The sequence below is a fragment of the Peribacillus acanthi genome (genome assembly GCF_003073175.1).
Taxonomy (GTDB): Bacteria; Bacillota; Bacilli; order Bacillales; family DSM-1321; genus Bacillus_BN; species Bacillus_BN acanthi.
In genome coordinates this window covers 39,176-50,540 of record NZ_QBBX01000024.1, presented here as the reverse complement: position 1 = coordinate 50,540, position 11,365 = coordinate 39,176, and the positions used below count along the sequence as shown (strand labels likewise).

Annotated in this window: 7 protein-coding genes and 7 tRNA genes; 12 read left to right on the top strand and 2 right to left on the bottom strand. The window is 37.7% G+C overall.

The genetic code is table 11. From position 1 onward, the window contains the following. Window positions 1-84 precede the first annotated feature (84 nt). From DBX25_RS18450 to DBX25_RS18395, 12 genes are all read left to right on the top strand, one after another. Window positions 85-160: transfer RNA gene (locus tag DBX25_RS18450), tRNA-Phe, on the top strand. A 17-nt stretch (window positions 161-177) separates the two neighbouring features. Beyond that, window positions 178-253, top strand: a tRNA-His gene (locus DBX25_RS18445). Window positions 254-260: 7 nt separating this feature from the next. Further along, window positions 261-334 (top strand) — tRNA-Gly (locus tag DBX25_RS18440). A 24-nt stretch (window positions 335-358) separates the two neighbouring features. Next, window positions 359-435 (top strand) — tRNA-Ile (locus DBX25_RS18435). A 1-nt stretch (window position 436) separates the two neighbouring features. Then, window positions 437-511, top strand: a tRNA-Asn gene (locus DBX25_RS18430). 14 nt (window positions 512-525) lie between these two features. Further along, window positions 526-616 (top strand) — tRNA-Ser (locus tag DBX25_RS18425). 4 nt (window positions 617-620) lie between these two features. Beyond that, window positions 621-692 (top strand) — tRNA-Glu (locus tag DBX25_RS18420). Between the two features lie 444 nt (window positions 693-1,136). After that, a complete protein-coding gene (gene glgB / locus DBX25_RS18415) occupies window positions 1,137-3,068 on the top strand; it encodes a 1,4-alpha-glucan branching protein GlgB (protein ID WP_108672241.1) in 1,932 nt (643 codons plus the stop codon). Continuing rightward, window positions 3,016-4,158 (top strand): glucose-1-phosphate adenylyltransferase, encoded by a 1,143-nt coding sequence (locus tag DBX25_RS18410; RefSeq protein WP_108672240.1) that lies wholly within the window; start codon window positions 3,016-3,018, stop codon window positions 4,156-4,158. The genes glgB and DBX25_RS18410 overlap by 53 nt, the downstream gene beginning before the upstream one ends. Window positions 4,159-4,291: 133 nt before the next feature. Then, a complete protein-coding gene (locus tag DBX25_RS18405; protein WP_108672239.1) occupies window positions 4,292-5,323 on the top strand; it encodes a GlgC family sugar phosphate nucleotidyltransferase in 1,032 nt (343 codons plus the stop codon). Next, the gene (gene glgA / locus DBX25_RS18400; protein ID WP_108672238.1) at window positions 5,320-6,771 is read left to right on the top strand and encodes a glycogen synthase GlgA; all 1,452 of its coding nucleotides are present in this window, start codon (window positions 5,320-5,322) and stop codon (window positions 6,769-6,771) included. Before DBX25_RS18405 ends, glgA begins: the two co-directional genes overlap by 4 nt. Next, window positions 6,761-9,169 carry a glycogen/starch/alpha-glucan phosphorylase gene (locus tag DBX25_RS18395; protein ID WP_108672237.1) on the top strand — a complete coding sequence of 803 codons (2,409 nt, stop codon included), beginning with the start codon at window positions 6,761-6,763 and terminating at the stop codon, window positions 9,167-9,169. Before glgA ends, DBX25_RS18395 begins: the two co-directional genes overlap by 11 nt. A 51-nt stretch (window positions 9,170-9,220) precedes the next feature. Here the strand turns inward: DBX25_RS18395 and DBX25_RS18390 are convergent, their stop codons facing one another. Beyond that, the gene (locus DBX25_RS18390) at window positions 9,221-9,961 is read right to left on the bottom strand and encodes a TraR/DksA C4-type zinc finger protein (protein WP_108672236.1); all 741 of its coding nucleotides are present in this window, start codon (window positions 9,959-9,961) and stop codon (window positions 9,221-9,223) included. A 164-nt stretch (window positions 9,962-10,125) separates the two neighbouring features. Continuing rightward, window positions 10,126-11,064 carry a 1,4-dihydroxy-2-naphthoate polyprenyltransferase gene (locus DBX25_RS18385; RefSeq protein WP_108672235.1) on the bottom strand — a complete coding sequence of 313 codons (939 nt, stop codon included), beginning with the start codon at window positions 11,062-11,064 and terminating at the stop codon, window positions 10,126-10,128. Window positions 11,065-11,365 lie beyond the last annotated feature (301 nt).

Genomic DNA, 11,365 nt, shown 5'->3' with positions numbered 1-11,365 from the left:
GTCCCGTGGTGTAGCGGTTAACATGCCTGCCTGTCACGCAGGAGATCGCGGGTTCGATTCCCGTCGGGACCGCCATTTGTATTTGGCTCGGTAGCTCAGTCGGTAGAGCAAAGGACTGAAAATCCTTGTGTCGGCGGTTCGATTCCGTCCCGAGCCACCATTTAAATTAAAATTTTGGCGATTGTGGCGAAGTGGTTAACGCATCGGATTGTGGTTCCGACATTCGAGGGTTCGATTCCCTTCAGTCGCCCCATTGATTCGCGGGTGTAGTTTAATGGTAAAACCTCAGCCTTCCAAGCTGATGTCGTGGGTTCGATTCCCATCACCCGCTCCAATTAATTAATAATGAGCCTTGAATGGGCCTATAGCTCAGCTGGTTAGAGCGCACGCCTGATAAGCGTGAGGTCGATGGTTCGAGTCCATTTAGGCCCACCATTCCGCAGTAGCTCAGTGGTAGAGCACTCGGCTGTTAACCGAGCGGTCGTAGGTTCGAATCCTACCTGCGGAGCCATTTTATTTGTATATGGGGAAGTACTCAAGAGGCTGAAGAGGCGCCCCTGCTAAGGGTGTAGGTCGGGTAACCGGCGCGAGGGTTCAAATCCCTCCTTCTCCGCCATATTGGCCCGTTGGTCAAGCGGTTAAGACACCGCCCTTTCACGGCGGTAACACGGGTTCGAATCCCGTACGGGTCATAAAAACCACTATCTAAGGATAGTGGTTTTTTTCTATGCTTCTTTCTAATTAGACATAATCCGCTATAAATCTTCTCTTTTCACATTTCTTCTATTCTAGACTAATCTTCACCATTTAAATGGATAATCCACAAAAGTCTACATATTTTAGCAAAGATTGATAAACTTCACGATTTTATAAAAAAAATCCCCTTGATGAAATAATCGATCAAAACCTCTTAAATTATAATACTACAAAATATACTGATATAATTTTTCCCTCCTCCATTTCATCCAACAAAAGTCTTAAAATATGAAAATTTTAAAAATTTAAAGGAATTAAACTTTTTAAAGAGAAATGAATTAGTATCCTAAATTAAATGGTAAGTGGATAGATATATATTAAGTAATATTTTTGATACTGATATTAAGGTGTTCTAATACCGTAATCCAGGAGTGGCAATTATGATTCATATTTCCCCAACAGATTTTGAGATTCATCTTTTTCATGAAGGAAATTTGCAGAAAGCTCACGATGTATTTGGTAGCCATGTAGCACAAAAGGAAGGAAATTATTATACAACTTTTACCGTATGGGCACCCCAGGCAATGCGCGTCAACTTAGTAGGGAGTTTCAATGGGTGGAATGGTGAAGGTTATGAGTTACATAAAGTAAATCATGAAGGTATTTGGAGAATATCGATTCCTCTTAATCTTGAAGGGACTCTATATAAATACGAAATAGAGTCAAAGAGCGGAGAAATATTACTTAAATCGGATCCGTATGCATTTTATTCTGAGTTGCGACCAAGCACTGCTTCAATTGTTTATAATTTAAAAGGATATTCCTGGGAAGATGCAAGCTGGATGAAAAAACGGAAAATATTACACTCACCCAGAGAACCAATTTTCATTTATGAACTGCATTTTGGTACATGGAAGAGAAAAGAAGATGGAAGTTACTTCTCTTATAGGGAAATGGCACAATTTTTAATTCCATATGTAAAAGAACACGGTTTTACACACATCGAAATATTACCTTTAGTGGAACATCCTTTTGACCGTTCTTGGGGCTATCAGGGTGTTTCCTATTTTTCACCGACTAGCCGGTTTGGCTCACCTCATGACCTCATGTATTTTATTGATCAGTGCCATCAAAATCAAATTGGCGTTATTCTAGATTGGGTTCCAGGACATTTTTGCAAGGATGAACATGGATTGTATATGTTTGATGGAAGTCCAACGTATGATTACCTTTATCCTAAAGATCGCGAAAATGTGGTTTGGGGTACTGCCAATTTTGATTTAGCGAAAAATGAAGTACATAGTTTTTTAATTTCTAATGCTTTCTTTTGGATGAACCATTATCACATCGACGGATTTCGAATGGATGCAGTAGCGAATATGCTGTACTGGAATGGAAATGAAAAAAGAGAAAACCCACATGCTGCAACATTCATAAAAAAACTGAATGAAACTTTGAAACAAAAAGACACTTCCATACTTCTCTTTGCAGAAGATTCCACGGATTGGCCAGGTGTTACCCTTCCCACCGAGCAGGGAGGATTGGGTTTTAGTTTTAAATGGAATATGGGCTGGATGAACGACATACTAGAGTACATGGAAACGGAGCCTGATATGCGGAAAGAGCTTCATCATAAAGTGACGTTTTCTTTGATGTATGCTTTTACTGAACGGTATATATTACCTTTTTCACATGACGAAGTCGTGCATGGAAAAAAATCATTGTTAAATAAAATGCCTGGCAGCTACGAGGAAAAATTTGCCCAACTCCGGTTGCTTTATGGATTTATGATAGGGCATCCCGGTAAGAAGTTGTTGTTTATGGGTGGAGAATTCGGGCAATTTTCTGAATGGAAAGACCTTGAAGAACTTGATTGGAAGTTATTTGACTATGACATGCATAAAAAAATGAATGCATATGTTAAAAGACTTATCGATTTTTATAGAAAATCCAAGCCATTGAATGAGTTAGATTTTCTTCCGGAAAGTTTTCAATGGATTGATGTTAATAATTATCAACAGTCCATTTTTTCTTTTATTCGGAAGGGAAGGAAAGAAGAAGACCAACTGGTATTTATATGCAATTTTAAAAATATTGCCTATGAAGATTACAAAGTCGGTGTTCCATTAGAAGGAGAGTATAAGGAGGTATGGAACAGCGACCATATGAGCTTTGGAGGTTTAGGGCACATAAATAGTAAGCCATTAATTGCAAATCTAGGAATCTTTCATGGCCAGCCATACCATATTTCTATGAGAGTACCTCCATTTGGAGTGAGTATATTAAAACCTGTTAAAAAAAGAAGGGAGAGAAGGACGAATGGTGAAAAAAAAGTGCGTGGCCATGCTTCTAGCAGGGGGAAAAGGAAGTAGGTTAAATTCTTTGACGAAAACTATTGCGAAACCGGCCATCCCTTATGGTGGTAAGTACCGAATAATTGATTTTACATTAAGTAATTGTACAAATTCAGATATTGATACTGTTGGTGTGTTGACCCAATATCAGCCACTTGTCCTGAACTCTTATATTGGAATAGGAAGTGCTTGGGACCTTGATCGGAAAAATGGTGGAGTCACAGTCTTACCACCTTATGCAGAAACTTCTGAAGTGAAATGGTATACAGGTACTGCTAGTGCTATCTATCAAAATATGAATTATATAGAGCAATACGATCCTGAATACGTGTTAATTTTATCAGGAGATCACATTTATAAGATGGATTATTCTATAATGCTTGACTATCATGAGCGAAAAGGTGCAGATGCGACCATTTCCGTTATAGAGGTACCGTGGGATGAAGCAAGTCGTTTTGGCATTATGAACACGAACCAAGACATGGAAATTATTGAATTTGAAGAAAAACCAGATGCACCTAAAAATAATCTAGCTTCGATGGGGATATACATTTTTAATTGGAAAACTTTGAAAGAAAGTCTAGAAAAGGATGCAATAGAACCTACATCAACAAGGGATTTTGGAAAAGATATTATCCCTTCGTTATTAAAGGATAAAAAGAAGGTTATTGCCTTTCCATTCCAAGGATATTGGAAAGACGTTGGGACAGTAAAAAGTCTATGGGAAGCAAATATGGATTTACTTGATGATGATTGCGAATTAAATTTGTTTGATCACAATTGGAAGATATACTCGGTAAATCCAAATCAGCCACCACAATTTATCGCGCCTGGAGCTAAGGTTTCTGGTTCTCTTATCAATGAAGGGTGCTTTATTGAAGGGACAGTAACACAGTCGGTGTTGTTTCAAGGGGTTAGTCTAGGAAAGAATTCAGCTGTAAGCAAGACCGTTGTGATGCCTGATGCAATCATAGAAGAGGATGTTTGGATTGAAAATGCCATTGTTCCACCTAATTGTAGAATTCCAAGAGGGACTGTAATTCGTCCAAAAGGAAAAGAAGTCGTTCTAGTATGTGAAGAAATGTACGATTTAGCAACTAATAGTTAAACACGAAAATAGTAGCTGGGATGCAAATTTGCAGTAATTCATCTTTTAGTATTCCTGCAGCTACTGCCTTAATTTATTGTCATTTTTCATAACCTATAAAGAGTAGAACAGTGGATCGGGAAAGGATGAGTTCATGAGTACTAAATTATTGGGTGTTATAGATGCAACGACATTTCATAAATCATTAAAAGACTTGATTGGCCATCGAACATTAGCTGCGCTCCCTTTTGGTGGAAGGTATAGACTCATTGATTTTGTCCTATCCAATATGGTCAATACCGGGATTACAAGTGTGGGTGTTTTTTCTAAGTACAATTATCGCTCGCTAATGGATCATCTCGGATCAGGTAAGAATTGGGATTTGAATCGAAAAAAGGATGGGTTGTTCTTTTTTCCAGCACCGATTTTTGATGTTCCCGTTGAACAGATTGGTGCTTTTCACCATTTTGGCTATCACATGAATTATTTCAAACGTAGTATGCAAGAGCATGTAGTGGTAGCGAATTGCTACTCAGTATTTAATATGGATTTTAATGATGTGTTAGAGCGTCATATCCAAAATGGTTGTGATATTACAGAACTGACAAAGGATGGCACTTCATTAGAAATCTATTTATTAAAAAGGGAATTATTAATTGAGCTGATCGAAACGAAAGACGAAACAGGCTATACATGCATTAAGGACGTAATTGAGGATGATAACCATAATTTTATCTCATGCTCCTATCAGTATCATGACTTCTTCGTTAAAATTGATTCAGTTGAGTCGTTTTATCAAACTAGTATGGATCTTCTTCAACCAGACGTATGGAGACAGCTCTTTAGAAAAAAACAACCTATTTTTACAAAGGTAAAAGATGAGCCCCCTACACACTACGGAAAAGATGCAATCATAAAAAATTCTTTAATTGCAAATGGCTGTATTATCGAAGGGCATGTGGAAAACAGCATTATTTCTAGAGGGGTAAAAATAAGCAAAGGTTCAATTATTAAAAATTGTATTGTTATGCAGAAGACCCATATTGGGGAAAACTGTTATTTGGACTCTGTGATCATGGATAAAGATGTAAAAATTGAAGATTCTGTAGAAATCATTCCAATTAGACCAGGACGTCCGACAGTCATTAAGAAGGGTGTTATACAAGGAGCGTTGATGAACACGTGAATGTATTATTTGTAGTTTCAGAGTGTGTTCCCTTTGAAAAATCAGGGGGATTGGCAGATGTTGCAGGCTCCTTACCGAAAGAATTAAAAAAGCAAGGTACGGACATAAGAGTTATTCTTCCAAAGTATGGGTCTATCCCACAACACTTAAAGAATGGAATGAAAAAGATTGCAGAAATCACCGTCCCAGTTGGTTGGAGAAATCAATACTGCGGTATAGAGGAACTGGAACACGAAGGTATCGTTTACTATTTTATTGATAATGAACATTACTTTAAACGAGAAAATATGTACGGCCATTTCGATGACGGAGAAAGATTTTCTTATTTTTGCCGGGCAGTATTAGAGGGTATTGGAGCTATTGGGTTTACCCCACATATTCTCCATTGCCATGATTGGCATACAGGGATGATTCCTTTTCTTTATAAAATTGAGTACCAGCGCCGGCCAGGCTACGCTAATATCAAGACAGTCTTTACAATTCATAACTTATTGTTTCAAGGGGTATTCCCTAAATCGATCTTGGATGATTTGTTAGGGATAAGTGAAAGATATTTCAATCCAGATCATCTAGAATTCCATGGTAATGTGAATTTTATGAAAGCAGCTCTAGTGTCTGCTGATTTAATTACGACTGTCAGTCCCACTTATATGGAGGAAATTCAAACTTCATATTATGGGGAAGGTCTTGAAGGGCTTTTAAGATTCCGTAAGCGATCTTTGATGGGAATTTTAAATGGAATTGACGATGATTATTACAACCCAGAAAAAGATCCTTTATTAGTTCAACCATACAGTGTGAAATCACGAAAAAGAAAAGAAAAAAATAAACTCTATATTCAAAAGTACTTTGCTATAGAGGAACGCAATGACGTACCGTTAATAGTGGTTATTTCACGTCTGACGAAACAAAAAGGTTTTGAACTAGTAAAGGCTGTTTTCCATGAGATGATGCAAGAAGACATTCAAATGATTGTTCTAGGAACTGGTGATTATGAGTTTGAGCAATTCTTTAGGGAAATGGAAGGAAGTTATCCTCATAAAATGAAAAGTTTTATAGGCTTCAACGAAGAATTAGCCCACAGAATTTATGCTGGGGGTGATTTGTTCCTAATGCCTTCCCAATTTGAGCCATGTGGGCTAGGACAGTTGATTGCCATGAGATATGGAACCATTCCAATTGTACGTGAAACTGGAGGCTTAAACGATACAGTACATTCGTATAATGAGCATACTGGGGAAGGCAATGGGTTTTCTTTTTCTTCTTTTAATGCTCATGACATGCTTTATACTATTCGACGTGCCATTCACTTTTTCCATGACAAATCAAGCTGGGATGGCATTGTGAAAGAAGCTATGAACAGAGACAACAGTTGGGCGCAGTCGGCTTTTAAATATAATTCGCTGTATGCTGAGTTAGCAAGCAGGAGTGGTAGTCATGTTCTCTAATAAGGATGAATTTAAAACGGCGTTTTTAAAGAAACTTGAAGTGACATATGGGAAGCCTTTTGAAGAAACGAGCAAGCAAGATCAATATCAAGTGTTAGGACAAATGATTAGGGAGCATATTAGTGCTAATTGGATTGCCACAAACGAAAAATATCGTGCAGCAAAATCCAAAACGGTTTATTACCTTTCAATTGAATTCTTGCTCGGAAGACTGCTTGGTAATAACCTATTGAATCTAGGTTTCACTGATGTGGTAAAGGAAGGATTAAAGGAGTTATCCATCCATTTAGAAGAAATTGAAGAAGCGGAGTCCGATGCTGGTCTGGGTAATGGTGGCTTGGGAAGATTGGCAGCATGCTTTCTTGATTCTCTAGCTTCCATGGACCTACCTGGTCACGGATGTGGTATCCGTTATAAGCATGGTTTGTTTGAACAGAAATTTGTGGATGGCTTTCAAGTAGAACTTCCTGAACAATGGTTAAGACATGGAAATGTATGGGAAGTTCGAAAGGCAGATTTAGCAGTTGAAATCCCTTTTTGGGGGAAAGTTCGTTCATATTCTGAGGAAGGAAGACTTTGTTTTGAGCATGTTGATGCTGAAACAATTTTAGCTGTTCCATACGATATGCCTATCGTCGGGTTTCAAAACCAGACAGTGAATACTCTAAGGTTATGGAGTGCGGAACCTTCTCCCTATCCATACCAGAGGGACATCATGCAATATAAGAGAGAAACCGAAGCTGTGTCAGAATTTTTATATCCCGATGATACACACGATGAGGGGAAAATTCTTCGATTGAAACAGCAATATTTTTTGGTAGCATCAAGTATCCGATCCATTTTGCGTTCATACAAGAAGAAAAATCATAGCCTGCGGGGATTGCAAGATAAGGTTGCCATACACATTAACGATACACACCCTGTTTTAGCCATCCCAGAATTAATGAGGATTCTATTAGACGAAGAAAAAATGACTTGGGAAGAAGCATGGGAAATCACAACAAAAACCATCTCCTACACGAACCATACAACATTATCTGAAGCTTTAGAAAAATGGCCAATTCGCATTTTTCAACCTTTACTGCCACGTATTTATATGATTGTAGAAGAAATTAATGAACGTTTTTGCAGGAGTCTTTGGGATAAATATCCTGGAGAGTGGCAACGGATTGAAGAGATGGCTATTATAGCTCATAACCAAATCCGAATGGCTCATTTAGCCATTGTAGGTAGCCATAGTGTGAATGGTGTAGCGAACCTTCATACAGAAATACTCAAAAATCGCGAAATGAATTTATTTTATAACCATGAACCAGAGAAATTCAATAATAAAACCAACGGCATCACCCATAGAAGGTGGTTGCTTAAAGCAAATCCACAATTGACCAAACTCATAAGTGAAGGAATTGGTGAAGACTGGATTAGAGAACCGGCGAAACTGGTGCAGCTTTTTGACTATAAGGACGATTCAAGCTTTCTTCAAGAGCTGAAAAATACTAAACAAATCAAAAAAATTCAGCTATCAACCAGAATCTATCAACAGACTGGTGTAAAAGTTGATTTGCATTCCATTTTTGATGTACAAGTAAAGAGATTACATGCGTATAAGCGCCAACTCTTAAATGTACTTCATATCCTATATTTATACAATCGTATAAAAGAAGATAAGAACTTTAAGCCTTTTCCAAAAACCTTTATATTTGGAGCAAAAGCTTCACCAGGTTATTATTATGCTAAGAAAATTATTAAACTGATTAATACTGTGGCGGAAAAGGTTAACAATGATAAGGATTCATCTGAATTTATTAAAGTGATATTCTTAGAGAATTATAGAGTTTCACTTGCTGAAGAAATCTTTCCAGGTGCGGACGTTAGCGAACAAATATCTACAGCTAGCAAGGAAGCTTCGGGAACTGGGAATATGAAATTTATGATGAATGGTGCGATAACGATAGGAACGTTGGACGGAGCCAATGTTGAAATTGCGGATAGAGTCGGTCAGGAAAACATTTACCTTTTTGGATTATATGCAGATCAGGTATTGGACTATCAACAAAATGGTGGATACCATTCACGTGAATACTATCACTACGACAAACGTATTAAACAAGTAGTCGATGGATTGGTTAATGGTCTCCTACATGATTCGTATAGTCATTTTGAGACGATTTATGATTCGCTTCTTGCAGAAAATGATCAATATTTTGTGTTAAAGGATTTTGCATCTTATGCCAATGCCCATCATAAATTAGGTGAGGACTTTGTCAATACTCGTGAGTGGTCCCAAAAAAGCTTAGTTAATATCGCCATGTCCGGTCATTTCTCAAGTGATCGAACGATAGGAGAATACGCTAACGATATTTGGGGTATCGAGCCTGCATCAGTTTATGTGAAATAACTACAAAAAAACCGGCGCCTGTTTGAGAAGGTGCCGGTTTTTTTATAGTGATTATTCAGTATATCCATCCGTACGCTTATATGGGATATCTCCAATTGGGGATTCCATATCTTCTCGTTCTAATATTTCTTCATATTTTTCATGTGTTTTATTAGGATAAATACTTCGGTTTTTACCTGACATGTCGTTACCTACAAAGGTTTCGATTTCCTCTGTAAAGCCCTCGTTATCATCTGCATCACGGTACAAGCTGCTATAATCCTTTCGATCACCGGTGTAATCAGAAGGAGTTTCTGATGTACCGTATCTTGCAACTTCTTGAAAACTGTCTTCGTGGTCAATGATATAAGGATTTTTTCTTCGATCAAAAGAATCTCGATGAGGAGCTTCGAGTATTTCTTCTTCACCTGGTCGATCTGATGCTGTCGTTTGATCTGGAGTATGCTCCACGCAGTATAAAGAATAGGGGACAATCTCGAGTCTTTCAAATGGGATGTCTTTTCCGCATTCTTTACATTTACCATAGCTTCCTTTTTCCATTGCCAAAAGTGCTTGTTCAATCTTAGACAACTCTGACTCTGCATGGACCCCTAAGGCCATGTCCTTTTCTCGTTCGTATAATTCAGAACCTAAGTCTGCTGGATGATTATCATAAGAAGAAAGTTCTCCAACGTTGTCTTTCTCGCCTTCTTCCATGGTTTCATGTTTTGTGTTTTCAATCGTATGTTCTAATGATGCTTTTTGTGATAGCAACTCATCTTTTAAGGATTTTAGCTGTTGATTAGATATCATTTGGTCTGCACTCCTTCTATACATGTCTTTGATTAGTATGGTCAATCTTCTCACATAACATGTTGAAAATGTATATTCGATACTTACCCTTTTTATTTGAACCAAAACAAGAAGGGGAATATTGGAATTAAAAAAGCTCCCGAAATTGGGAGCTTCATTCATCGTTATTTAACAAAATAGCTAATAAAAAGACCAATGGATAATAAGAATCCAAAAATCGTATTCGTTTGGGCTGTTGCAATCATAGCAGGCATCATTGTGATTGGTACAGTTTTTCCGACAAACCCTTTAGTAGCTTTTATGGCTTTTGGAGCACTTAGAAGTACAAGTAACAGCCAGAATGAGACTTGGTTTGTGAAAACCATCGCAAAGATCCACACATAGGAAATAATAAACATGGCAGCAAGTAGATAAATGGCATTTTTTCTGCCAAGTAAGATTGCCAATGTTTTTCGTCCATTTTCCTTGTCGCCATCCAGGTCACGAATGTTGTTAGCAAGTAAGATTGCACCGACTAAAAAGCCTGAAGGAATGGAAACAAATACAGACATAGGTGTGACACTACCAGCTTGGATGTAAAATGAAATGAGAATGATTAACACACCCATAAACAATCCTGCGAAAATTTCACCGAATGGAGTGTAAGCGATTGGAACAGGTCCACCTGTATAAAGATAGCCGACTAACATACAAACTATGCCAACAGCACATAACCACCAGCTACTTTCCATACATATATACACACCTAGGAGTGCAGCTAGTCCATATAAAAAGAATGCTAATGCTATGACTGTTTTTGGTTTAATGCCTTCCCTAACTATGGCTCCACCAATTCCTACAGATTCTTCGTTATCTAGCCCTCTTTTATAATCGTAATATTCATTGAACATATTTGTTGCTGCTTGAATGAGCAAACTTGCAAGCAGCATAGCAAGAAATAAGGTGATATTGATATCGAATTTATGCATGGCAAGTGCAGTGCCAATGAGTACCGGTACAAAACCCGCAGTCAAAGTATGTGGTCTAGTTAAATGCCACCAGACTTTCCAGTTCTTTTTACTAGGTGCCACAGGAGAAGGTGTAGACTGAATTTGTGTTTGCATTTTGTCTCTCCCTTTTTAGTCTATAGTTTAATTTGTTAATTTGTGAACAAAGTATAACAATTTAAGTGTAGAAAAGTGAGTCAAGAGTGTCAACGACTTTTTACATGCATCTATTGAATTTATTTCCATGTTGTTCTTGTTAAGTCTCCAAGGATTTGGAATGAGTGTATCTGGATAGAGGGTATCGATTTTTATAATAATAAGGAAAATACTAGTCCAAATCGCGGTGGAATAAGGCTTGAATTGTTGACACAACTGGATTATGAGGTGTATCTTTAAATAGGTTTAATAGCGGAAATTA

Coding starts and splice junctions, on each gene's coding strand:
- DBX25_RS18395 (WP_108672237.1), top strand. CDS start 6,761: ATGTTCTCTAATAAGGATGAATTTAAAACGGCGTTTTTAAAGAAACTT.
- glgB (WP_108672241.1), top strand. CDS start 1,137: ATGATTCATATTTCCCCAACAGATTTTGAGATTCATCTTTTTCATGAA.
- DBX25_RS18390 (WP_108672236.1), bottom strand. CDS start 9,961: ATGATATCTAATCAACAGCTAAAATCCTTAAAAGATGAGTTGCTATCA.
- DBX25_RS18410 (WP_108672240.1), top strand. CDS start 3,016: ATGGTGAAAAAAAAGTGCGTGGCCATGCTTCTAGCAGGGGGAAAAGGA.
- DBX25_RS18405 (WP_108672239.1), top strand. CDS start 4,292: ATGAGTACTAAATTATTGGGTGTTATAGATGCAACGACATTTCATAAA.
- DBX25_RS18385 (WP_108672235.1), bottom strand. CDS start 11,064: ATGCAAACACAAATTCAGTCTACACCTTCTCCTGTGGCACCTAGTAAA.